This is a genomic window from Bradyrhizobium sp. ISRA442 (genome assembly GCF_038085055.1).
In the GTDB taxonomy this organism is placed as follows: Bacteria; Pseudomonadota; Alphaproteobacteria; order Rhizobiales; family Xanthobacteraceae; genus Bradyrhizobium.
Window position 1 is genome coordinate 35,702 of record NZ_JALGCN010000034.1, and the last position, 22,692, is coordinate 58,393.

Sequence of the window (22,692 nt, forward strand, 5' to 3'; positions counted from 1 at the left end):
GATCGACCCCGAATAGCCCCGCAGGCTCGGCGACGCAGGGGCTGGTGGAGTAGAGCCCAGTCCGCAAGGCGGGCGCGCCCCACCGACCGCTATGGACCGTCTAGATCCTGGCGCGCACTATCACCGGTTGGCGCAAAAGAACTTCGCGCAAGATCACTGCCGTTGGATCTGGTGAACGCTGCCATCCGCCCCAGTAGTAGGCGATCACATCCGGATCGAAACTAGGTAGCCCAAAATGCTGCACCCCATTGTTGGCATCCGCGATATGCGGATCTGACTCCGCGCTTTCGATCTCATACAAGACAGAGCTCGCATAGCCTTGAATGCCCGAACCATAAAGAGCTGCCTCACCCCGGGTTAAAAAGCCAAACAGACATTCCAAGCGTGACGGTCGATCGGTAAACGAACCTTGACGAACCGCTTCGTAGGCCATCTCGCGGCGATGGAGTGGATGTGACGGGCCCACCAATCTGAGAATTCGCCCGAAATTTCCCGGCTCAATAATGGAGCCCGCCGACAGCAAAATCGGCGCGAGATGAAAATAAATCGGCAACTTTATACCCCCTTAGCATACGGAGTGAAACGGGAGGGTTGCTCCATTGCCATCTCGCGGCAAGAATCGGTATCAAAAAAATTGAACGGGTCCCATTACCGAGATTCTGTCATAGCTCCGTCACGATGTGGCCCGACGTTCGGCTGACGTAGCTCAACAGATTCTCGTTCGAGGCTGTCATCATGCGAAGCTTGCGACTTGGTCGAACGCTATTGGGCGTTGCCGCGTTAGTTGGGGTATCAGGATCAACAGTAGCATTAGCGACAATGCCCAACCCTGGCACATATCCATGGCCAGACCGCTCGAAGCCGATCGATCACGGCGTCGATATCTCCCCCCAACACTTCGCATCCGTCGTAATCACGCCCAAGGGCAACGGTCAATTTGAAGCACATTGGACTTGTGAGAACGGGATGAGAGGTAGCAGGAACGATGGACGCTATAAAATCGAGTTCATGCAGGGTGAAACGGTTCTGGGCGAAGACACCCAAGACTGTCATATTGGTCGATCTGAGGTGCAGTTTGCACAACGACGAGACGGTCAGCCAGTACACCAGCTAGATTTGTCACGCATAGTAGACAGTATTACGAGCATTAGGATGTCGGTCACGCCACTAGCTGCCCCGCCTCGTGACTGGAAGTCGCCCGGTGCGGGTCCTCCGCTTCGCGTTGTTATACCGCCGCTTTGCATAGATGAGAACTTCCGGGTACGCCATCCTGAATTTTGTTTTTAATTGACCGGGGAGTCGACCCCAGATTCCCGCATAGTTCCGCCTGGCGGCAGCACGCATCGCAGCCGCAGGAGCGTCAGCATCGCGCCGGCGCGGAACGCGACTGGACGACTCGGGAACGAGTGGCTCCGGCGAGGGACGCACGTAATTGTGCGCGAGCGATCGTACACCGTAAGGCCGAGACCGCTTGCCGGCCCGCAGTAGCCCGATGAAACGAACCTAGACAGAAGCGCGGTAATCTCAAGAGCAGCCCGTTCTCGGGAAGTGGTTGCCTACGAACGTGATGGGTTGATTGCGGTGTCCATGCGTCATTTGTGCCACCGACAGGGCAACGCAGATCTGCGAGCGGAGGCGGTCGCTTACCCGGCTTGCCGCCGAGCATGGCTGCCCTTGATGATGCGTGGCTACTTCCGGGGAGCCGCGATCAGTTGATTAATCTCATCTAACCTGTCCTGCAAACCAGCAAGCTCAGGACCGATGAACCACGAGTTTGGCTCGACTCTTGCGATGCCACATTCGATTGCATCTCGCTGGACGGCAGACCGCGCCATGCCCAGAGCATTCTCGTAAACCGACTTGAGCTGAGGCAACTTGACGGAATCGGTCGCCCTCAAAGCGTTTTTCATCAAATCTGAGGTCGAGAGTTCGTCGTAGGCTTGAATAGCTCGGCCTAAGTTTGCCTCACACTCGAGCTTAGCCCGATCAGCGTCCGAAGCTTGATCCCTCAAGCGCAGATAATGTGAGATAAGGAGCAGGTTGCTTCTGGTTGGTATGTCCAACTGCGTAAGTTGCGCTTTGTTCAGATCGCCCGCGGCCGCAATTTTTGATGCCGCTTGATTTATGAGTCCAGCGCGCATGAGCGTATCAACATATCGGCCAAGGAGCCTGAGGGGACTTCCGATGGTCGCCTGAGCGCCGTGGTCCTGCTCATCCAGCGCGCGGTTGTAGAGCGTCGCGTAGACGTCACGCGCATCCTCACTCGTAAACAGATCTGCGACGTACGCTAATACGTCTGGCGCCGTAGGAGCAGCCTTGAGACTAGAAAGCAGTTGCTCGTAGGCGGCAAAAGGCCGCTTCTGCAGCATTTCGGCATCGCTTTTGTTCACCGCCGCAGGAAGGGCGAGAAGTGCGGCTGTATAGTCCTTTTCAGGCCCCAAAGTGTTTCGCACGAGATCCCTCAGGCGGCTCTCGATATCTTTGATCTGCGATTGGTACCGAGACGCATCGAGATTTTCCGCGACATGACGAACCATGGAGAAGTCCTGCGCTGGGTCTTGTTCTGAATCCAGTAGGAAGAATAAACCCCAGGCTAGGTCGTAATACCTCGCTACGTCGCGGCTGGAATAGAAGTCGTCAGACTTTACGGTCAGGAGAAAAGACAACTGCTCTCCGTCTCCCAGAGGCAATGAAGCAATACGACGCGAGATTTCGTACTCTTCCGGTGAGAGAACGGAGTTGCGTCTGATCCGATTCATCGCGGCAGTCAGCGATGCAAAAGATCTTTGTTGGCCCAGTACGGACTGGTCCGCCAAGAACTGCGCGGCCACCATAGGCCCCAAAATCTCCAGTCGACCGAGTTTTTTGGTTAGAAACTGCGCCTGTCCCTCGGCGATAAATGGTGACTGGAGATAGTATCTGCCTGATCGCTGTTGCAGCGCATGGATGAGCTCGTGTTGATACGTTTTTCCGAGCGTTCGACGTAGGGCAATGATTGCTGAGGCCCCCTGCTCCGTCAGGTCCTGGAGTTGCCCGAATGGACGATAGAATCCCTCCAAGAAGCTCGCTGGCAGGAAAGTTGCAATCGTATTGGTGTCGGCCAGAAACAAGCCGTTAGCAGACTCCGGGCCGAGCGCGCCTGTAGCTTGCTTGAAGGTGACTTCATCCTTGTAAATTTGGATAACCAGATCACTCTTTGGACTTCCCTTCGGATCGATGTCCTGGAAGAGGGGGGACTTAAGATCGCTCGCTGCAAGCGAGTTCAACGTAAATTCGTCGATGAAAATCATTGCGGTGGTGAGAGCAAATAAGCCATCGGACTTGGCCTGTTGGGCGATGGGCCATTGCTTTTCGTCATGATCGGGAAGTCCAGACTGATCTAGGATGTCAGCGATGCTTCGCGCAGGCTCACGACTAAATTTCAGCTTCTGATCAAACGAAGGAAACAGGTCAATGACATCGGACTGCAGCGTGATTGACCAGTAAGGAGTATCGACACGTTGGATAGTCGGAAGAGCGCTGATCTCAGCAATGGCAGCACGGTGGCTGGCGAGGCCAATAGCCATACCAAGCAAAGCACCTATTAGTGCCGCCGTTGATTTGCTCAATTCGCCCCCCTGTTAAGGATTTCAAGCAAATTGTTCAGCCGGTCCGATGCGTCCGGAACAGATCCCAAGGACTGCAGACCCCTCTTGGATATGTTCGATATTATTTCGATGGCATCGCGAGGCGGCGGAGGCACCGGCAGGCTTACATCATCCTTTGTGCCCGCGAGCCGATAAGACACCTTACCGTCGGCAAGCATGCTTTCGTCCTTGTAAAATACCAGGATCGTTGAATTGGGGGCCAGCAGGCCCACGTCAGCGATCTTCCCGGAGGAAGTGAGCACAGTGAGACCCTCGTATGCAGTGCTCGTAAAGTTTTGGACAGTTAGGAACCGAATGACTTGATTGCGAAGCGCGATTGGAGGCAGTTTCTTTTGCTCATCAATGAAGCTGATCCAGCCAGGCGTCTGGGCGATACTTGGTTTCGAAAATTGCGTAGAGAACGCATCAGCCAATCGCTTGAGCTCCACCAAAGCGGCGCCGCCTCGACCGTCAATTGATGCTCTGGCAATGTGTGGGCCCGGCTGAGCGATCTTCTCCTGCGTAAGTTTGTCGTAGGCAAGATAGAAATTGAGCAGCAACGAGATCGGAGCGACCCATTGAAGGACTGATTCTAGCCAAGTTTTGCTAGCCGGTGGCGGATCCACTGGATCAGGTGCGTCGTCGTCAGGCTGAGCTACCGTCGGGCCCCCAGGAGTCGCCGTGTGAACCTCGGCACTATCGTGGTGATCGGCCATCTCGAGAACTCCCCCGTTTGAGCGGCCCGCCCACCGCGAGCATCCGGGCACCTTTCTAGATTATACAACCTTGGGCGGCTAGGTATTTGCAAATCTTGCAATCGTACGGCAGATTGCTTGAGGCTTCGCATTTGTGCTGCCCGGGCCTGTGATCAAGGATGAGCGCTGGCATCATCCGAACAGGCGGCAGGACGACCGCCCAACCCAACGCGCGCGCGGTATAACCGAGGTTCGACAAAGCAGCCGGTCCATATCCCGCATCCGGCGTGACCCGCGGCGCGTTGCGCGGCGTCTTAGCGTCCGCTCGAATATTCAGGCCATCCGGGTGCGAGACCATTGTTGACCAGCCATTCCCCAAGATCAATGTCAGCAACGGCACACGTTGCCACTGTACGCCCGTATTGATTCCGCGAGACTTGTTTGCAGGTCGGCACTGCATTGCTCCATTTCGGTGTTGGATCGGCTCCTACACGACACATGCTTGCGCCAAACGCCACGCCGATGTGGGCGCTATGACCCGGAATTACCGCCCCCCTTCGCCGAGCATGCTTCCAGTCTCGGCATCTACGATCGAAAGTGCACAGCTTACATCGATCATCCGGCATATCGAGACATCAAAAAAATACCGTCAAAAGCCGCGCACCGTGTCTAGATGGGGTGCTAGGATGCACTCCCCCTCGCTCAACCTTCCCATCAATCTGAGGCGCGAAGCGATGCCGCCAGCCACTCAGCCGCTGTGTGGTTTTCCGTTAGCTCTATTCCGTCCGTCGTGATGGCTCTCACTTTTACGCGCTGTTGTCCTTCGTAGTGTGGAAGCCCCGCCGAACCCATGCGGAAAACCGCTGCAAACTTGCCAAACTCGTCCTGTACATCGTTGGGCCTGAGGAGCTTGACTCTGACCAGCTCTCGAAGCGTGCCGAGCATATAGGTTGTCGACACGACCCCAGGTGGTGCTGGGATATCGAACGATTTCGTTGCCATCGGCCAGTTGATGTGCCGCATGAGCCCGTAACTTCCCAGAGATATCGGTTCTGGCGGCCAAATCGGTTGCGGGGCGGCGTCGCGATCTGTCTCTTCCAGCGATCCAAATCCATCGGAGCTCAATGCGGATGATGCCACATGGTTGCGTTCGTCATTGAGCTCCCAATTTCGGCCAAACGTTGAGTTGACGTCACCCCGGGCTAAAGCCACTCGGACGTAGCCCATTCCGTGGGTACGCTCGGCTCTCTTTCGACTGAAGATGTGATCAACATGGATCGATCCGTCTAAGAACGAATTGCGCGGTAGATCATAGTATTTGTTCAGAAATTTGTGAAATAGCCCGCGGTAATCGACGTCCTTAACGGAAACCCAGCATTCCGGCTGTCCGCGCGGCCGCACCTTTTCGAAGACGAAACCTTTGTCACGATCATCTTCGTCGGGCAGGTTTTCGATATGTAGACCCTGCATCTTTGCGACCATGTCAGCCGCTTCGAGATGGGCTACGGCGACGTATGGCTGGCGATCCGTGTCGACGCACCAGCATTCACGAAGATCCGCCAATGCCTTTTCTTTAAGGGCGATAACGTAGCGATTGGTGGGAAAGAGGACGGTCGGCATGGGATGACCCGTATCCGAAATTCTTTTGTGATTTCAGCATCAATCGAGATCGATCGAGTCTGTGAACCGAATTTTCTCGGTGTGAATGAGCTTCACACCATATCCAAAAAAGTACCGTCGTGCACCCCGGCTCCGATGTCGTTCGGAGCATCAACCCATTGCCAAGCCTCCACCAGGCGACCAGACGACCACATCGCGCGCCCGACCTCGGAAGGGCTCGCCCAGAAGAGCCAAGCCGTCACGAAAGAGGGCGTGCTGATAATGCTCGTCCACCTCCCCTCTAGCTACGCTGTCGGAGGCTGAAAGCTCGAACCCTGTCGGCTCAAAGGTCGGCAGCTCTATCCGTGCCGGCATCCTTCGCTCACCCTCACGTATCGCATTGCTCAGTGCATTCAGGAAGCTAGCTCCTGCCTTTTCCTCGATCGCGAACCATCCGAAGTCCGAGCGGGAACGACGTGTCAGCGGCATACGCGGTCGCCGCGCAAGTCGCCACCAGCCGACATGATCGATGAAGTCTTCACCCCACCAAGGAGAGCCATCAGCTCGCCAGAACCAAGGCGCCGCTGTGATGTAGGCCCGTCCAGCATATTCGAGCCGGACAAACGGGATATCGTATCGGTCGGGCGACACGCTATCTGGCGAGCGGAGCCAGTCAATCCAGCTTGTGACCTCAGGCGCACCTAACAGGAGAAAGTTCGATCGATGTGTTGCAAGCGCCATCGGCGCCGGCACACCTTCAGCCGGTGCAGCCGCTTGCGAGACGCCAGGTGGCGGGGTCTTTTTCCCCCGCGGCTTTGATATCCGTGTTTCCGATACTGCCAAGAAGCTTCCCGCCGCCGCCGGCTTCGATCCAAACGCGATCGAATAGCCATGGATGATGTCCCCGAACGGCGACGGCTTTGCGATGAAGGGCTTTACCTGCTTGGCGTATTTCCGCTTTGCCGCATTCGCAATCTTGGGGCCGCTCGCATCTTTGGCGAACGAGCCATGCGCCTCGGCGAGCACAACACCGTGGCCGGACACGTTGCCACCATCGTAGATGAAGTCCGCATGGGGATCGAGCGAAGAGGAGAGACACGCCGCGTTCGCTCGCCACGCGTAGCCGAGAGCGTCCATATAAAGGTGGGCAATGCCGGCACCGACCTTGGCCGCAAACTGCGACCCGGCAGTATCAGCGAGAAACTTGAAATGAGATTCGAGCGCAAATGCGGAGCCGTCCTGGAGCAAAGTCTCCAGCTCGATAAGGGCACTCTGTTGCAGTCCGTCGAGCAAGGCGACAGGTGCATCATCCCATGTCGTCGCAGTCCGCGCGATCGCCGCCGCCAAGGCGAGCGGGTTGAACGAGAGGCTGGACTGAGCCGGCGGCGCCACGAAAGACGGAGAGACCGGGCTCGGCACGTGGCGGTGCTTCGTGTGCTTGGTCAAACCAACCAGCTTGACCGACGTCCCCAGTCCGGCTGTCGACACCAGCCCGCTCATTCCTGCAGCCCCGCAGCCTGCGCGACCAAGTCAACGAGTTTCCAGCCCTGGTCCGTGGCGGGTCCCATCAAGACCATCGCTTCGGATTTGCGCATCGCGAGGCCTAGCAACTCGCGCGGTCTGGTCACGCCCACGAAGACGTTTGTCGCAGCGGTGAGCCCCACCCCTGTGAATGGCGCATCGGTAACGCCAAACGCTCGTGGAAGCACCGTGGTCAGGTCGATGCACTGCTCGTCTGCGCTGCTGCCTTTCCAAACCTCGCTCTCGACGACGAGAATTCCGTCTACGCTCTTGCCTTTGACCGAGTGGATCGATCCCAGCCGCAACGTGAGATCGTCGAACTGCACCTGCTTCGTGGAGCGACGCTCGGAGTCGGCAAGATCGGCCTTCTGCTCGGCGACGAAAGTGCAAAATGCCGCGATGTCGGCCTCAGCGCCCTGAGGCTGCGGACTGAAGAGAGGCAGCAACTGCTCCATGAACGCCAGCCATGCCGCCTCTTCCCACACCGCATCGCCGGCCAGCACGTGGTCCCGCAGCAATCGACGCACAGCGCGGGGCAATGCTAGATCGAGATGCGATAGAGCCGCCCAGACATTGTGCGCTGTAATCGGACGATCATTGGCCGCTTTCCAGCCGTGGGCGCGCGCCAGGCCAGAGACGCCGATGGCGAGCATCTCGCTGACCTCTGCTGGGGGGCGCGCGGCCGCGTGGTGGACCGCAGCCTTCCGAAGCTGCCGGCAAAGGAGGTTGGCCTTCGACCGAGACCCGCCCTCGCTGCGATACGCGGGATGATAGTCGACGAGGCTCTTCGGCTGCCACGCGCCATTCTTGCCGGGTAGACTATGACGGGAGGCGACCGCCCAGACGTCGCGCGTGCTGCAATCGCCGCCCCATAACGCCCGCGCCTCAGCGGCGAAGGCTCCGAGGACCCCACCGATCGTCGCTTCATCGAACAAGAACATCACCCGCGCGGCCGGCCGTGCACCGAGGCCGACAATGGTCTGAGCTCGACGCGCGGTCAGCCGGCTTGCAAAACCTGCGATTTCACCGCCGAACCTGCGGCTCGTATCGAGAGGAATGCAACCGGGGCCTGGCGTCCAATAGGCCGGTGCAGCTCCATCGTCCTCATAGAGCGTTTGATTGCTGTCGCCGAGGCGCTGGAAGGCCGCCCCGTCTTGCTTGAAGACATGCTCCAGCAGCCGGAGCTGATCGCCATGGGTGTCCTGCGCCTCATCAAGGATGACGAGTGGAAAGCGGTCGCGCAGCCTCTCGGCAAGAGCCGGATTTTCACGGAGCGCGCGCCACGCGAGCGCGATCATGTCGGCGTAGCGATAGTGCCCACTCTTGACCATGGAGGCCTTGAGGGACTCGAGCGCCTTCCCACAATCGGTCTGGGCACCCCATTGTCCTTTGCGGCAGCGCACGGATAGCGCGCGAGGCTCCGCGGCGGTATCCGTAAAGCCCGGGTCCAAGTCGAGGTGCGCAATCCAGTCCTCGAGCCTGCGCTTCAGCTTGAGCTTCTTGTTCTTGGCGAGGCCGTCGAGGGCGCCCCAACCCGGATATCGCCGCAATGCCTCAGCCGCAAAGGCATCGTCGTCAATCTGGCGCACGCTCCAGCCCAAACCTCGAAGATAGGGCAAGGCGAGATACTGGTTGATGAACGCGGTGACCGTGCCGGTGAAATGCGGATAGGCCATCAGCCGTGCTGCAGTCGGGTGACGGGCGATCAAGTCTTCGACCTCCGTCCGCGCGGCATTGGTGTGTGAGATGACGCAGACGCCCCGCCTGCGGGTCAACCAATTACGCGAAAGCAACGCGAGCTTTGCGGCGAGCAACGTCGTCTTGCCATTGCCGGGCGCCGCCTGAACGTCACAGGGGGTGGCCTTTGCCAGGAACTCGGTTTGGCTCGGATCGGTGAAATCGCAGCCGCCCAGCTCGTCGCCAAGTTCGGCAAGCAGTTCGGGTGTGAGCGGCAGGATCTCGAACATCGCGCTACGCCTCCGCCGCCGCGGCGCCTTCCATCCCGGCAACCCCGATCTCTTCGTCTTCGGCATCCGGCTCGGGGGCGATCGCCGGCGCTCCGGGGACATAGCCGCCCGTCACGTAGTCGATCGCGCGCACCAGATAAGGCGGGAGCCGATCGCGCATCTGCTCCGGCGTATCGTTGCGCTTGCGCAGAATGGCGGCGAGTTGCTCGGCGACCTCGGCCTTGGAGGCCTCCTTGTCATGGACGGGCTGATAGATCTTGACCGCAATCTGGGTCGCAGTGAGCCCAGCCGCTTTCCAGCCCGCGTAGGTTTCGCTGGCTTTCTTCACGATCTTCGCGAGCCGCTCGGGCTTGCGACTGCTGGTCTTTGCGAGCTGAACCGCCTGGTAAACGCTCTCGGCAAGCTCGGGCCTGAGCGCGAGATCAAACTCGAGTGTCCAACTATCGGCGATGAATGCATCCACGGGATCGCCGACATCGCGCCGCAGCGTCTTCAGCCGCGCCGCGATCTCGTCCTGGGTGAGCTCGTTCTCAGTCTTGCGGTCACCGACGAGTCCCTTCGCCTCTGGAGGCGGAATGTCTCTGTCAGGAATCAGAGCCACAGGCACCGCAATCGCGTTCCCAGTCTTGCGCTGCAGGATGCGGCTGTATCGGAACAGTCCGCGGTGGCCGACATTGACGATCGATACGCCATGGCGGCTGAGTGGACGGCCGAGCTTTTCGGCGATCGCGGGCAGCAACAGATGCTCGCCATCGCCCTCGACGACAATCAGGGCGCGGGCGAAGAACAGGTTGGCCTTGGTCGCATCGAGGAACCGGCGAAGGAATTCGTAGTCATCGGATTCAAGCCGGGTATGGGCTGCGCCAAGCGGAAAGGCGCGGTGACCGACGATCATCGTCATGGTCTCAAGCTCGGCGCCGGCGGCGAGCTGCGGGCTATGGGTGGTGAGCAGGACCTGGACCTGCTGATGGGTCTCGCCCTTCTCCGGGTCCGGCTTGGCGGCCCGGGCCGCAAGCACCTCCATGAACAGCGTTTGATGCTGCGGATGCAGATGCGCTTCGGGCTCCTCGATCAGCAGGAACGGGACCTGGTCGGGATGCGACTGAAGCAACAGCAGCTCAGCGGCCATGAACAGCAAGTTGTTGTAGCCCAGCCCGCGCTGCACGCGCTCGGTGCCCGCCTTCGCGTTGAGATAGAGCTCGAACCGTTCGAGAATTTGATCGAACGATCCGCCCGCCCCAAGGTCCAGGGTTGCGACGAGTCGATCATCCACGAAGGATAGCTTGTCGAGGAAATCCGTGTTGACGCTGCTGGCGACACCACCGACCGCCGGGTTATTTCGAACGGCCACGTCAGCCGCCGTCAGCGTGTCATGGAGCGTGGCATCACCTCCTTGCGCCGCTGGCTTGCTCTGAGGCCCCATTGTCGGCATCGCGCCAAGGATGCGCGACAGGCGCGACCGTCGACCCGCGCGCATCTCGCGCTCCGCGTCGCGCAGCGGTTTGAGATACGTCGCCTTCAGATACTCGCGCAGTTCGCCGTCGAGCGGTAAGCCCTCGCCCTCGGCTCCGGCGCGGTGCTGACTGGCGATGATATTGCCGCCGCCCGGCGAAATCCGCCGAGTACCGCGCATACACACATGTAGCCGCAACTTGCCCTTTTCGTTGGCGCACCACTCGAGAAACCGAGCCTCTTCGTCAGCACTGAGATCGTCGAAGGTGCAGCGAACGATGAAGTCGCATCCGCGCGTGCCGTCCCCGCCGACGTGGAAGTCGTGTTCGTCCGGACGGATATAGTCGTCGCCGCGTGTCCAAAGGACATAGCGGGCGGCATCAATAACTGCGCTCTTACCGGCGTCGTTCGGCCCGACGAGAATATTGAGGCCGGGCGAGAGCTTTAGCTGCAATGGGGCGGTCGGATCGAAGCACCGGAAGCCACTCGCATAGATCTCGGAAATGTACATCGCCGCCCCCCAGCTCGCTTTTTTCTTATCCTGCTGCGCTATTAGCTCGTGCGGCGATGTCTCCGCAGCGCTCCATGAGCGTCTCGAAAGGCTCGGCTTCCTCGAGCAGCAGCCCGTCGTCGACCATCCGCGCGTAATCTTCCGCCAGGGCTTTCGCACCGTCACCGACCGGGACGAGCCGCAAGCCACCGCTCACGGCCGCGGCGTAGTCGATCTGAGAGCGGTCCGCCGCTTTCTCGGCGAAGAACATCGCCTTGTGGCGCGCCACGGCATTGGCCAGCTCGCGATCCGCGAAGGCAGCGGCCGCAAAGCCAGATTCGTCAAGACGCACTACGTCATGCCAATGACGCGCGAAGCGATCTCCGCGCATCCGCTCTTGAAGGCAGAAGACGTGGATCGCTGTCGCCTTCTCCCAGAAGGTGCGCTCCGCGTGCATGGCTCGCGGCCGCGCAGCCGGAAAGGTCACACCATCCACCAGACCAGCGGCGTCGCAGACAACATCACGATGGCTGGCGGGCTCACCGGTCGAGCGAGCGCCAAACTCAAGCATCACGCTCGGCGCAACATAACCAGATCCAGCCGTCGTCGCCTCGTAGTCGATGAAGAGCTTCTCGCCTTCGACGCGGATCGCGACCGCGAGCGAGCCCTCCGCGAGCGCGGCAGCGACAACAGGCTGCACTGCGTCGGCTACCCATTGAGGCAGGCGCTTGCGCACCTCGCTCGTCCAGCGTTTCTCTTCACTTCGCGTCTTGGGCAGCGCTTCGCCGCTGTCCCCGACCAGGTCAGGCGCCAGCGTCCGAATGTCGTAGGTTAGATCGACGTCCTCGGAAAATCGCCGAATGACGCCGTAAGCTTTCGACAAGGACGTGCCGCCCTTGAACACCAGATGCTCCCCGAGTGGCGAGCCGTAGAGCGTGGAAAGCGCCCAGACCACCCACACATCCTTTTCGAGGAGGTGCGCCGGCCGCCCGGAACGGTCGGCCGCGACGCCCAGCGCCTCGCGACGATCCCCGGCCGGAAGGTGGAGGAAGGCATCAGCCATGTGCGGCCTTCCCCACGCTGCGCGCCAGCCAAGTCGGAAGCTGCGGGGCGGCTGCGACCAGTTCACCGAAGGCCGCGGGAGGAAGCTTACGCTTCAATTTCTGAAGGGCAGCCTCAGCCTTTTCTGGTCCGAGCCATGCAAGCGCGCGCACCGCCTGACCCGCTGGCCGATGCGCCATGGCAAGCTGCCAGCGTGGAGCATGGCGAAGCTCAACGACCTGCTTGCCGAGGTTCATCTTCCGGGTCCGCCCCGACGTCAGATAAACCGACCTGACCGGCACTTGCGTCGTCAGTCCGAGACTATTGGCGGCGGCCGCACCGCTCGAAACGATGACCTCGCCGCGCTGGGCGGCGAGCGCTTCGACTGCCTGTTCAACCGATGGGGCCCGGGTGCCAAATCGGCTCGTGATCGGCAGCAGATAGACGCCACGCCCGGCGCGGATCAGTTGGCCCCGCTCGACAAGGCGCGACAGGGCCTGGTCCACCGCAGGACGATTACCGAGGTGCAGCAAGCCCTTAGCCGCCACCGGTGTCCCCTCCGGGAGCCGCTTGGCATGCTCGATGATCTGTTCGGTCAAGCGCTGCATGGTCGAATCTCCTGTCAGAAATCTACGCGGTTTTCTGACAGTTTTCAACCCGGAGCATCCGACGCGTGGCTATAGGAGTGGAGCGCCCCGATCGAGGAGACCGTCGAGGAAGTCCTCTCGGGACGGGACGGGGCCCGCCTGCGTCGCCAGGATCAGCGCTTTCACGACCTGTCGCGCCAACGACCGGGCCATCACTTGTTCTACCGTCGATATATCTGTCATGGCGCGGCCATGCAGAAACGCGCTTCGCACGTAGAACAGCCGCTCATACTGGTCGGCATAGAGGCGATCACCGAGAAGCCCGGCGAGACGACCTCGCATCCTTTTCGTCGCCGACATCCCCCCTGTGACGATCCGGCGTAGTGCGGAAGCTCTTGTCATAGTCAGCGCGTAGGCCCAGCGCCGCCTCAATCGTCGTGATATGCGCGAGGAATTCGTCCACATCCTCGGCCAGGAACGCCCGGACGAGGAAATGGGCGATCGGCGTTTCAAACAAGACCGTTCGCTTCGCGTGCTCGACGATCGTCCATCGGCTCTCGTCCCAGACCGTCAACTCGGTCGTGGTGACGTCTTCAAGGTGCAGTTCGACCGGCCGCTCCTCTTCATAGGTCGTGCCATAACCGTCGTCATAGATCCGATCCTCCCAACTCAACGTATCGGGCGACGGTGGCGAATTGGGCCGGACGAAGATGTCGCCATCGACCGTGTAGATCCACGGCACGCGGAAGCCGCGCCAATCGACCTGCGGCATGGTCGACCAGTTCTCCCATGGAGCCAGCAAGAGGAAAAACAGCGCCTCCTCGACAGCACCTGGAAACCGTCCCTTGTGCGGTTCGATCCGCCCCAGATCCTGGCTCAGGTCCATGTACAACACCGGAACGGCCCGAGCTTCCGGCTCCTGCTCAAGTGGTACGGTTTCCTCGACGACCAGCCAGTGAAACTCCGCGAACCGCTCGGCGTCGAAGTCTTGCCGCTGGAAGAACCGCTTCAGGCGGCGTTCGTCGACCAGCGCGCGCAGCTCCTCCGCCGTCAGCCGGCAAAGTTTCGCCGAACCGAACGCAAGCGGCGGCAGATCCGCGGCCAGATTCAGCGGCACGAGATAGACCCGCTTGGCATGGGTCGCGCGCAGCGCTGCATCGAGGCCTTTCGCCGCCTTTTCCACCGACAAGGCGAGATGAGCGGCGTCCTTCTGCAGATCGCACGGAAGGCCCAAAGCCCTCAGCGCAGTCGAGAGCGCAAACCCGGGCCCCTTCTTGCCAGCGTTCGGGTAGCCGTCGCGGCATACTTCGCGCAGACGCACAAATGCGGGATGCGCGAGGATGTTGTCGGGCCCAGGCGGACGCAGCCGCCACAGGTCCGACATCGCGGAGATCATCGCACTGCTCGGCCCCGTCGCAGCCTCGTTCATCAGGCGATCCGCAGTCGCCGCAGCAGCTTGCCGAGGACTGTTTCGTAGTCCTCCGGCTTTGAGAAATCGGCGTAGAGCTTGCCCTTCAGGAACTCCGGCAACTCGCACTCCTCATAAAGCAGCGGCAGCACGACGACCTCGCCGCTGGAGATTTCGCGGTTCATCGCCACGTCGAGCTCCTTCTTCACCCAAGGAGCGCCGATCGACTTCTTCGACAGGATGACGGCGATGTAGCGGCTGAGCTTCATGCCCTCTTCGATCTTGGCGATCAGCGAGTCGCCGATATCGATCTCGGCTTCGTCCAGCCACACGCGCGGCACGCCATGGGCGAGCAGATCCTTGCGGAGCTGGCGCACGAACGGCTTGTCGACGCCGGTGTGGCTCAAGAAGATGCCATGGTATTTCTCATGCGCCGGGTCGGCCTTCTCCAGTGCGAGGCTATCGCGGACGAGCTGGTTTTGCGCCTCCTGCGACGTCGGCGGCGTCAGCAGCCATCCGGTGGTGGTCCCGAGCGTCACCTGACCGCCGAGGCTATAGCCCTCGGGAGTTGCAGCTATCGAAGCATAACCCTCCCCGGGGCTGGACAGGCACAGCGTCCAACCGCCAGTTCGCGACAGCACCTCGAAATAGCGCGCGAACGGGCTGTCCGGATCAATCGGCCCCATTCTGCGCCCCTTCTTCACGAGGAGATCGGACCGCTTCACGAAGCTCGCTACCTTGGGCGCGACGAAACCCAGATGGGTCTCGCGATAACCGAAGAAGTTCACGCGCTTCGGCTCGGACAGGCACCAGATGACGGTGGCGCCGTCAGCGATCGCCGCCTCTATCTCCTTTCGCCGATCCTCACCGTCGAAAGCGGAATCGAGATCGTAGCGGTCGTTCTGCCCCTTCAGCTTGCCCAGTTCATAGAGCTCGCTGGAGAACTCGCCGGCCTGGCCGAACAGGAAATGCGTGTAGCTCTCCGGATTGATGATGATCGTGTCGTATTCATAGAGTGGATAAGCGGCTCGCGCCCGATCCACCTCCGCCCGGCACAGACCGAGATTGTCGATCTCCACCCCGTCGATCGCGTCGCCGGTATAGGTCACCCCGACCGTTAGCACGCGTCTCATGCGTCGCTCCTTCCCGCCTTCCGCTCGGCGGGCTCCGCCGGTTTCACATCCATGACCTCGCCTCGGCTGCCGACGAGCGCAATCTCAATGCCGGCCAAGCCGCAGCGCGGCGCGAGCCGCTCGGCCAGCCGCAAGGTGTCGTCCGTCAGCGGAACTACGGCGACCTGACGCCCCTGCGACGGTGTCGCCATCAGCATTCCGACCGTCTCGCAAAGGCCGCGGTAAAGCCGCGACACCTGACCTGAATGCCGCGTGTTGATGATGCCGCCCTTGCACTCGGCCGAAATAACGTTGTCGCCGATTTGCGCCACGACATCGCCGAGCCCCGACTTCGGGTTGACGGTGATCGTCTGCCCCACCGGATTTCGATAGACGCCGCCGTAGGCGGTGCTGCCGAGACTGGAGACCTTGGTGAACCCCTGCCGCCCGAGCCAGCCCGCGAAATCGAACTGTTTTCCGTGCTCGCCGTCGGGGTGGATGCGTACGTCCTGTGCGCCCTGCGTGCGGAGCAAGTGCATCGCATAGGCGACCATGACAGCGCCTTCATAGAGATGATGTTCGTGGGCGCCGTCCAACTTTCCGACGCGGTTCGGCGGCGGCGCCAACGCCGTCACGAGATCCTCGAAATCCAAGCCAGCCTCCCCCCGTCGGTCCGTGCGCCGCCATTGACATCAGCTTATAACCGTCCATATTTGCCCGGTAAAGGAGGCCCCCTCATGTTTACCTACAGTCCCGAGAAATTTGCGTCGCTCTATGCATCCGCGTTGGGCCAGCGCATCTGGGCCTTCCTCACGCAGGCTGAAAATGTCGCCCGACTGGAGACCGCGTCAGAACTCGGCAAGCCCGCGGTGGAGGGCATCGAGGAGCAACTTCTCGCGGAGTTTCGCGAAGAAGTCCTGGCTGACCGCGTGAAGCAGATGGTCGGCCACATGGTGCGGCAGATCCTGGAGCAGCGCGACTGGGTGCTCGACCAGACCGACGTGAAGGTCCAGTCAGTCCCTTTCAGCAAGGCGGCGCGCTATCGCCGGCCTGACTGGTTCACCTTCCATGCCTTCCGCAACACCAGCGATCCGCGCGACGTCGTCATCACCGATCGCCGGCAGAATCCAACGTTGCCCGCCGGCCCACGCTGGACCTTCTACGCAACCTTCGCCAGCCCGCTGAAGGCAGCCGTGGCCTTCGGCGTCAACGACATCAAGCAGCTCCGCCAGCAGGTCCATTCCCACGGTTATCACCGGGTGCAGGTCCCCCGGATGCTGCGGCGCGCATGAAACGGGCCAGACGATGAGTGATCTTTTCGATGTCGACGGCGCCAATCTCGATCGCGGGTTTCAAAACCTGAAAGCCGCCGAGTCTCGGATCGACCAGCAGCTTCACGCCATGCTGCAGGAGATGTGGGAGCGTTACGAGCCCTATGCCGATCCCGACTTCCGGCAGGGCTTCGCACGCGACGTTGATGGCCGTTTCTGGGAGATGTATCTGGGCTGCACGCTGCTCGAGGCGGGCCGCGCTCTGCTTCCCGTGGTCGAGCGCCAGCGTGAAGGCGGCCAGCCGGACCTGTGCGTGCTCGACGTTGGTCGTCGCATCTGGATCGAAGCCATCACTCCGGACGAAGGCGCTCCCGGCCCCGACCAGGTCGTCCGGCCCGTTCCGATCAATGAAGGCGGCGGTCTGTTCGCTGTGCCGATGCGACAGGCGCAGCTTCGCACTTCCAGCGCGTTCTGGACCAAGGCGCAGAAAATCGGCCGCTACCTCGAACAGGGCGTGATCGCGCCGGACGATACGCGCATCATCGCGATCAGCACCAGCCGCTTCGGCGTCTACGTCGCGGAGCAGCCGTTGCCGCTCATCATGACGACGCTGTTTCCGATCGGCGACGCCTACATCACCATCGACCGGGAAACCGGCAATCTCCTCGAAGAAGGGTTCCACCCAGCCCCCTTCATCGAGCGTGAGCGCAATCCGATCCCACGGACCGCCTTCCTTGACGAGCGCTTCGCTGACATCTCGGGGGTGATCTGGTCGCGGATATCTCTCGGCAATCTCTCGCGCCGAGTCCGGCCAATCACCTATGTCCACAATCCGCTGGCACAGACCCCGCTGCCCACGAACTGGGGCGTCTGGGATCGCGAGTTCGTGACGACCCCGCAGGGCGACCAATGGGAAGCCAACGACATCCTGGCGCAGGCGGCCGCGGCGGAGGCGTGATGACGATGCAGCTACGCTCGCGCACCTGCTGCTGGCAGGACCATGAGGGCGGCCATGGCCGAAGCCGATGAGCAGCGGCTGATCACGCCGATCAGCCAACGGGAGTTCGAGCTCTATGCATTATCGCTCGATCGCGGCCCCAATTTCGATCCCGCACATATCTTTGGGAGCTATCAAGTCGAACACGGTGGCGCGAGCGGCTGCATCCTTCTCGATCCGGAGCAAGGCACCTTCACCAGCCTTGCGCTGCGCCGGCGCGTTGATCACCGCTGGGTCAAGGTCGACGAAAGCGGTCCCTGGTCGACGCCGGAGGCCGCGCTCGACCGCCTTGGCGTCAGCATGCGCGGCAGCGATCCGCCCGAACCCTTGCCGCCAGGCGCACGACGACGCCCGCTCCTGCTGAATGTCGGGCCGCGTGGGATCTGTCCGGAGTTCGAGCTGCTGACGAGCTCGATCAGCCATCTGCCGGCGCTGATGGCCATCGGCGAATGCTATCTCGCCCTTCCCAATCCCGACGCCAATTTCGTCACGGATTTCCAAACCAACAACTTCGCCTCCCGGCTGTTCGAACTCTACCTTCTCGCCTGCCTCCGCGAACAGGGCCTGGTCGTCCGGCAGGACCATGTCTCGCCGGATTTCTGGATCGAGAAGGATAGCGACGCCTGCTGGATCGAGGCTGTGACGGCGAATTCCGAGACCCCACGCGCCGGTGGTATCGGAAAATGGGTACGTGCGCCGGAGGATCGGACTGAACGACTGACCGGCAACGCGGCCGAGCGTTTCGCCAAGACGTTGCGCGGCAAGCTTCAGCGCAACTATCATGAACTGGAGCATGTAAAGGGGCAGCCGTTCGCCCTGGCGATCGCCGACTTCCACGTATCCGGGTCCATGGTGTGGAGTCGAGAGGCGCTGCCCACCTACCTTTACGGCCTACGCGCTGATGTTGCGGGAGATGGCGCAGAGCGCCGCGCGATCGGAACGCCGATCACCAATCTGACAGGCAAGCACAGCATCCCGGCGGGTCTCTTTCGCGACCCGGATTTCGCCCACCTGTCGGCCGTCGTCTTCAGCAACGCGGCGACGCTCGCTAAGTTCAACCGCATGGGTTTCCTGGCAGGGTGGCGGCCGCCCGGGCTAACGATGACCCGGCGCGGCATCCTCTTCGACCGAACACCGGGCGCGTTGGAGCCGATTGATTTCAACCTTTCCGTCGACAGCGCCGAATATCAGGCGCTCTGGCCGTGGGGCGAAGCCTGGTGTCAGGAGCTGGAGGTGTTTCACAACCCGCTGGCGACGCACCCTATTCCCTTCGATCTCATCCCGGGCGCCACCCACTGGTTCGAGTACGACGGCGACATCGAGTGCCGAACCATCTGGGCGAACTCGGTCATCTCATCGATCACCCATCTGCGCATGGCCGGCGAACCCCAGGCGACGAGCGAGGCGCAGGGCGAAAGCGAACCGTCATGACCGGCACGCCAACGACGCCCACGGCTCGCCGAACATAGGGGAGACGCCGACCATGACGAATGAACCATCCGACCGGATGATTGTCCTCCATCTCCTGCGTGGCGCCGTGCCCGAGCGTCACGACGACATCAGCGGTCTTTGGCGCCAATACGGCCATGCCACCGAGGTCGCGCCAAGCACCAAGGGCGTGACGATGAATGCCGATGCGGCGCGTATCCAAGAGACGGGGGCGGAGTTTGCATGGCGATCCTACCATTGACCATCACCAGGGCATTCACCCGCGCTCAATGACTCGTGGTCATCCTTCGGACAAGTTCAAATCGCGGATGGGATTTGAACCGAAGGTCGGAATGAAGCGAAAAGGGCGCCCCCGGGCGCGTCCCAGACCAATCGAAGCGGTTTATCCTTTTTGTACGCCACAGCGACCCAGCAGCCATACCTGCGCATTTGATTTCTTTGTTGTTAGAGCAGCCTACGATCTTATCGCCTCAGACCGATCGTGGTTCGGGACCGAGGCATGAGCGGCAAGGACGAAAAGGCTCCGATCGAGGCGTTAGGGTCGCCAAGTAGTCGGAAAATGCCGCGTACGACAAAGCGCGGTCGCAAGAACCGTGGCGTGCCGCCGCCCGCGACGTTCGATATCGATACGCTGCCGGGTAGCTCTAATTTGACGGCATTAGAGGCGGCCGCGATCATCCGGCGCACACCCGGAGCGCTGGAGCAGTGGCGGCGCGATCCGAACCACCCGCTGAAATGGCGTTACGTCGATGGCCGCCCACTCTATCGGGTCGATGCAGTGCGGGACTATCTGGCCAGCCGCGACAAGGCCACTAAGCCGTCTCAGTCGCATAATGCTCGCGGAGACGGCCGAGCAGCTCGGCCTTGATCGGGTCGAGCGGATTCGTCCGCTGCAGGCGCACGACCTTGCCGACCCGTTTCGCGCCGACCAACTCCGCGATGTAGTCATGAGCCGCTTCGAATGCCATCCTGCGGATGATCCACTGTTCGTCGTGATTATAGACCTGATCGATTCCCCGCGGCTTTTGCCCGACACACAGCCGCTGGATTTCGTTGTCGTAGCCGCAGCGCGACATGATGGTGCGCAGCGTACGCCGCAGGTCATGCATGGTGAATCTGGCGACCTCGGCTTCCTTGATCAAGCGCGCAACCATCTTGGTGAAGCCCGACATTTGCCCCCCGGTCTTCGGCGACGGGAACACATAGTCGGACGTTGCGCGCTGAAAATGTTTCGCCGCGGCCAGCACCTCATCGATCAGCTGCGTGCGCGGCACGTCGTGGTGTAGACCCATCTTGGTCCAGGCTTCGTCGAAGGTGACGCGGTCGTCCAGGATATGCCTCGACCATTCCATCATCGTCGGCTCGCTGCGGCGCGGACCACCGAGCAGACACAGCCGCGTCAGCTGTCCAAACGTGCCAAGCTTACCGGCCGCCTTCCAGACCTTGATCACTTCGTCGTCGGTGAGCGCGCGACCCTTCCGTCGGCGCCCGAGCCGCTCCGCGCGAGTCTGTTTTGGCTTTCGATAGCCGGCGAGAACATTGGCATCGACAAAACCTCGGCTCACGCACCATTCCAGAAAGGTGTGGGTGTGCTTGCGCATATCGTCGGCGGCGCCGCGCTTGCCGGTGGCGGCGATCTTGTCCGCTTCCGCGACGATCTGCCGGCGCGTTAGGGATCTGATGTCCTTGGTCAGATGCCCGGCCAGACCGCGCCGCATCGCCGACAGCGCAACCTGCCAGTTCACGATTCCACGTTGTTGCAGCGCCCTCTCATACGGCCCCTTCGCCTCGACCAGCTCGCCCAGCGTCTTCCGCTCTTTTTCGGCCAGCTGTTGCTGTTTGGCTTCGCGCTTGGCGGCGTTCGGGTCGCCAGTGCGCACCAGATCGCCGGTTGCGATCTTGGCGGCGGCGCGCGCGTCCTTTTCCTTGAACCTCGGCCAGGCGCCCAGCGTCTTGCGCTGCGTACCATCGACACCCGGCTTGGTGAACAGAAAGACCCAGCTCTTGCCGCCACTGGCGCGGACTCTGAGCGCAAGGCCCGGCTGTTCGGTGTCGTAGAGATAGACCTGCGATTTGCCGGCCGGCAGCTCGACGCGCTCAATGGCAGCGTCGGTGAGCTTGACGAATCGCTGCTGCGATTCGGACCTGAGATCGTTTCCCGTGTCGGGGTGAGACATGATATCTTTCCCGCAATTCTGTGCCCCGATCTGTGCCCCAGGGGAGAATTGGTCTCGGGGCACAGCAGGGGCACAGGTTTCGACCTATGGTCGTGTGTGGCCGATCGAGGTTAAATATGGCAGGAAATCCTTGTAATACAAGGTCTTTTTTGATTCGTCCTATGGTCTGCTATGGCCGCCTTGGAGCCGCGGTTCTTCCTTCACACGGGAGAGGTCCAAGGTTCGATCCCTTGTGCGCCCACCATTCAGCCTCCTGAACCATACCGGGTGCGGACAATCATCGACGCCAAGCGGTCGCTTGGTGGCCTTCGTGACGGCCCCCATCAAAATATCGAAAACAACCCCATGCAAAGTAGCCGGCGGCTGCCGGCATCACGGCTACGTCTTTTCCGAAGCAGCTTGACGCGTCGGGCAAAACAGCGGCACGATGCCATCATCCAAGGAGAGGCGCACGGCACCGGCGATCGGGCCGAGGTCGACCTCATTGCACCCTGGATTCCCAACTCACCTGGAAACGCCTTTCGGCCGAAACCTTGCTGGCTCCTTCCGTCGGGCCGGAAACACCGCATCGTCGGCTTAAGGGCGCATAGTTCAGCGGAGAGCGTTCGCTTCACACGCGAGAGATCCATGGTTCGATCCCATGTGCGCCCACCATTCAGCTTAGATTTCAAGAGTCGTTCCCTGCCGAAGCGTGCGAATGAAATCAGACACCAGACCGTCATAGTCTCGAACGGGCCCTTGTAAGTTCAGGGCATCGTGGTGAAAGCCGCATGGTAATCGTGCGGCGGACAGAGGCCGACGGCGTCCTCAATCTCCTACTTGAGGCTTGCCCGAAAAGAAATTGGCCAATTCCTCGGGTGGTACCGGCGGACAAGCACCATTGAGCCCGCGAAGGACGTCACTTGGGATCGGATCGACCGGATTAGGAAGCCAAACAACAAAGTACAGGCGTCCTGGGCGATATTTTTTCGGATCGTACGCGGCTGTGGAGCTTAATGGGCCGTTCAAGTGCCCAATGAACCAAGCTTTTCCAGGTAGGGATGTAAGTCCAATTTGCGGTACCGCTGCTGCATAATTGAAGCTGATGCCACCCCCGCGGGACGCTGTCTCAAATTTATTACTTCGATCGCCAAATTGGCCCTCGACGTTGGTGAACTCTCCGCCCCACGCGCGGAGAACAGCGTGCATAGCTGCGATCTTGACGTAGGGAGATGAGCTATTTCGAGATACCTGCACGAACTGCGCCAACAGCGCGTCTTCTATTTTTTGCCTTTCGAAGGTCGATTTCCATCTCAGCGAT

Annotated in this window: 19 protein-coding genes and 1 tRNA gene; 6 read left to right on the forward strand and 14 right to left on the reverse strand. The window is 60.9% G+C overall.

The genetic code is table 11. The features are described 5' to 3' along the window. Nucleotides 1-100: 100 nt before the first annotated feature. From MTR72_RS37885 to MTR72_RS37940, 12 genes are all read right to left on the reverse strand, one after another. Nucleotides 101-553 (reverse strand): hypothetical protein, encoded by a 453-nt coding sequence (locus MTR72_RS37885; protein WP_341512159.1) that lies wholly within the window; start codon nt 551-553, stop codon nt 101-103. A gap of 1,135 nt (nt 554-1,688) precedes the next feature. Next, the gene (locus tag MTR72_RS37890; protein WP_341512160.1) at nt 1,689-3,608 is read right to left on the reverse strand and encodes a hypothetical protein; all 1,920 of its coding nucleotides are present in this window, start codon (nt 3,606-3,608) and stop codon (nt 1,689-1,691) included. Beyond that, the gene (locus MTR72_RS37895) at nt 3,605-4,342 is read right to left on the reverse strand and encodes a hypothetical protein (protein WP_341512161.1); all 738 of its coding nucleotides are present in this window, start codon (nt 4,340-4,342) and stop codon (nt 3,605-3,607) included. Before MTR72_RS37895 ends, MTR72_RS37890 begins: the two co-directional genes overlap by 4 nt. Nucleotides 4,343-5,035: 693 nt before the next feature. Then, nucleotides 5,036-5,941 carry a hypothetical protein gene (locus MTR72_RS37900; protein ID WP_341512162.1) on the reverse strand — a complete coding sequence of 302 codons (906 nt, stop codon included), beginning with the start codon at nt 5,939-5,941 and terminating at the stop codon, nt 5,036-5,038. Nucleotides 5,942-6,091: 150 nt separating this feature from the next. Next, nucleotides 6,092-7,420: a hypothetical protein gene (locus MTR72_RS37905; protein WP_341512163.1), complete on the reverse strand. Its 1,329-nt coding sequence runs from the start codon at nt 7,418-7,420 to the stop codon at nt 6,092-6,094. Further along, nucleotides 7,417-9,408, reverse strand: coding sequence for a UvrD-helicase domain-containing protein (locus MTR72_RS37910; protein ID WP_341512164.1), 1,992 nt, complete (start codon nt 9,406-9,408; stop codon nt 7,417-7,419). The genes MTR72_RS37905 and MTR72_RS37910 overlap by 4 nt, the downstream gene beginning before the upstream one ends. Before the next feature lie 4 nt (nt 9,409-9,412). Beyond that, nucleotides 9,413-11,371, reverse strand: coding sequence for an ATP-dependent nuclease (locus tag MTR72_RS37915; RefSeq protein WP_341512165.1), 1,959 nt, complete (start codon nt 11,369-11,371; stop codon nt 9,413-9,415). Nucleotides 11,372-11,396: 25 nt separating this feature from the next. Then, nucleotides 11,397-12,413, reverse strand: a complete 1,017-nt coding sequence (locus MTR72_RS37920; protein ID WP_341512166.1) for a nucleotidyl transferase AbiEii/AbiGii toxin family protein — start codon at nt 12,411-12,413, stop codon at nt 11,397-11,399. Beyond that, nucleotides 12,406-12,999 carry a DUF6088 family protein gene (locus MTR72_RS37925; protein ID WP_341512167.1) on the reverse strand — a complete coding sequence of 198 codons (594 nt, stop codon included), beginning with the start codon at nt 12,997-12,999 and terminating at the stop codon, nt 12,406-12,408. Before MTR72_RS37925 ends, MTR72_RS37920 begins: the two co-directional genes overlap by 8 nt. 289 nt (nt 13,000-13,288) lie before the next feature. Next, nucleotides 13,289-14,374 (reverse strand): hypothetical protein, encoded by a 1,086-nt coding sequence (locus MTR72_RS37930; RefSeq protein WP_341512168.1) that lies wholly within the window; start codon nt 14,372-14,374, stop codon nt 13,289-13,291. A 32-nt stretch (nt 14,375-14,406) separates the two neighbouring features. Then, the gene (locus MTR72_RS37935) at nt 14,407-15,519 is read right to left on the reverse strand and encodes a toll/interleukin-1 receptor domain-containing protein (protein ID WP_341512169.1); all 1,113 of its coding nucleotides are present in this window, start codon (nt 15,517-15,519) and stop codon (nt 14,407-14,409) included. Further along, on the reverse strand, nt 15,516-16,151 hold the full coding sequence (locus tag MTR72_RS37940) for a hypothetical protein (protein WP_341512170.1): 636 nt from the start codon (nt 16,149-16,151) through the stop codon (nt 15,516-15,518). Before MTR72_RS37940 ends, MTR72_RS37935 begins: the two co-directional genes overlap by 4 nt. A gap of 84 nt (nt 16,152-16,235) precedes the next feature. Here MTR72_RS37940 and MTR72_RS37945 point away from each other — a divergent pair, with 84 nt between their 5' ends. The 5 genes from MTR72_RS37945 (at nt 16,236) to MTR72_RS37965 (ending at nt 20,083) form a co-directional block, all read left to right on the forward strand. Further along, nucleotides 16,236-16,790, forward strand: a complete 555-nt coding sequence (locus MTR72_RS37945) for a hypothetical protein (RefSeq protein ID WP_341512171.1) — start codon at nt 16,236-16,238, stop codon at nt 16,788-16,790. A gap of 13 nt (nt 16,791-16,803) precedes the next feature. Further along, entirely contained in the window at nt 16,804-17,727 is a 924-nt protein-coding gene (locus MTR72_RS37950; protein WP_341512172.1) for a hypothetical protein, read from the forward strand. 54 nt (nt 17,728-17,781) lie between these two features. Beyond that, a complete protein-coding gene (locus MTR72_RS37955; protein ID WP_341512173.1) occupies nt 17,782-19,197 on the forward strand; it encodes a hypothetical protein in 1,416 nt (471 codons plus the stop codon). Nucleotides 19,198-19,249: 52 nt separating this feature from the next. Beyond that, entirely contained in the window at nt 19,250-19,456 is a 207-nt protein-coding gene (locus MTR72_RS37960; RefSeq protein ID WP_341512174.1) for a hypothetical protein, read from the forward strand. 258 nt (nt 19,457-19,714) lie between these two features. Next, nucleotides 19,715-20,083 carry a hypothetical protein gene (locus tag MTR72_RS37965; RefSeq protein ID WP_341512175.1) on the forward strand — a complete coding sequence of 123 codons (369 nt, stop codon included), beginning with the start codon at nt 19,715-19,717 and terminating at the stop codon, nt 20,081-20,083. Here the strand turns inward: MTR72_RS37965 and MTR72_RS37970 are convergent. Further along, entirely contained in the window at nt 20,028-21,392 is a 1,365-nt protein-coding gene (locus tag MTR72_RS37970) for a tyrosine-type recombinase/integrase (RefSeq protein WP_341512176.1), read from the reverse strand. The genes MTR72_RS37965 and MTR72_RS37970 overlap by 56 nt on opposite strands. Nucleotides 21,393-21,972: 580 nt before the next feature. Here MTR72_RS37970 and MTR72_RS37975 point away from each other — a divergent pair. Continuing rightward, nucleotides 21,973-22,046, forward strand: a tRNA-Val gene (locus tag MTR72_RS37975). A gap of 153 nt (nt 22,047-22,199) precedes the next feature. On the opposite strand, the gene MTR72_RS37980 is transcribed toward MTR72_RS37975, so the two are convergent. Continuing rightward, a partial coding sequence (locus MTR72_RS37980; RefSeq protein ID WP_341512177.1) for a hypothetical protein occupies nt 22,200-22,692 on the reverse strand: 493 nt, incomplete at its 5' end.

Bases quoted from the DNA above. Each gene is read 5' to 3' on its own strand.
- MTR72_RS37895 (WP_341512161.1), bottom strand. From the start codon at position 4,342: ATGGCCGATCACCACGATAGTGCCGAGGTTCACACGGCGACTCCTGGG.
- MTR72_RS37900 (WP_341512162.1), bottom strand. From the start codon at position 5,941: ATGCCGACCGTCCTCTTTCCCACCAATCGCTACGTTATCGCCCTTAAA.
- MTR72_RS37905 (WP_341512163.1), bottom strand. From the start codon at position 7,420: ATGAGCGGGCTGGTGTCGACAGCCGGACTGGGGACGTCGGTCAAGCTG.
- MTR72_RS37910 (WP_341512164.1), bottom strand. From the start codon at position 9,408: ATGTTCGAGATCCTGCCGCTCACACCCGAACTGCTTGCCGAACTTGGC.
- MTR72_RS37915 (WP_341512165.1), bottom strand. From the start codon at position 11,371: ATGTACATTTCCGAGATCTATGCGAGTGGCTTCCGGTGCTTCGATCCG.
- MTR72_RS37920 (WP_341512166.1), bottom strand. From the start codon at position 12,413: ATGGCTGATGCCTTCCTCCACCTTCCGGCCGGGGATCGTCGCGAGGCG.
- MTR72_RS37925 (WP_341512167.1), bottom strand. From the start codon at position 12,999: ATGCAGCGCTTGACCGAACAGATCATCGAGCATGCCAAGCGGCTCCCG.
- MTR72_RS37930 (WP_341512168.1), bottom strand. From the start codon at position 14,374: ATGATCTCCGCGATGTCGGACCTGTGGCGGCTGCGTCCGCCTGGGCCC.
- MTR72_RS37935 (WP_341512169.1), bottom strand. From the start codon at position 15,519: ATGAGACGCGTGCTAACGGTCGGGGTGACCTATACCGGCGACGCGATC.
- MTR72_RS37945 (WP_341512171.1), top strand. From the start codon at position 16,236: ATGTTTACCTACAGTCCCGAGAAATTTGCGTCGCTCTATGCATCCGCG.
- MTR72_RS37950 (WP_341512172.1), top strand. From the start codon at position 16,804: ATGAGTGATCTTTTCGATGTCGACGGCGCCAATCTCGATCGCGGGTTT.
- MTR72_RS37955 (WP_341512173.1), top strand. From the start codon at position 17,782: ATGGCCGAAGCCGATGAGCAGCGGCTGATCACGCCGATCAGCCAACGG.
- MTR72_RS37960 (WP_341512174.1), top strand. From the start codon at position 19,250: ATGACGAATGAACCATCCGACCGGATGATTGTCCTCCATCTCCTGCGT.
- MTR72_RS37965 (WP_341512175.1), top strand. From the start codon at position 19,715: ATGAGCGGCAAGGACGAAAAGGCTCCGATCGAGGCGTTAGGGTCGCCA.
- MTR72_RS37970 (WP_341512176.1), bottom strand. From the start codon at position 21,392: ATGTCTCACCCCGACACGGGAAACGATCTCAGGTCCGAATCGCAGCAG.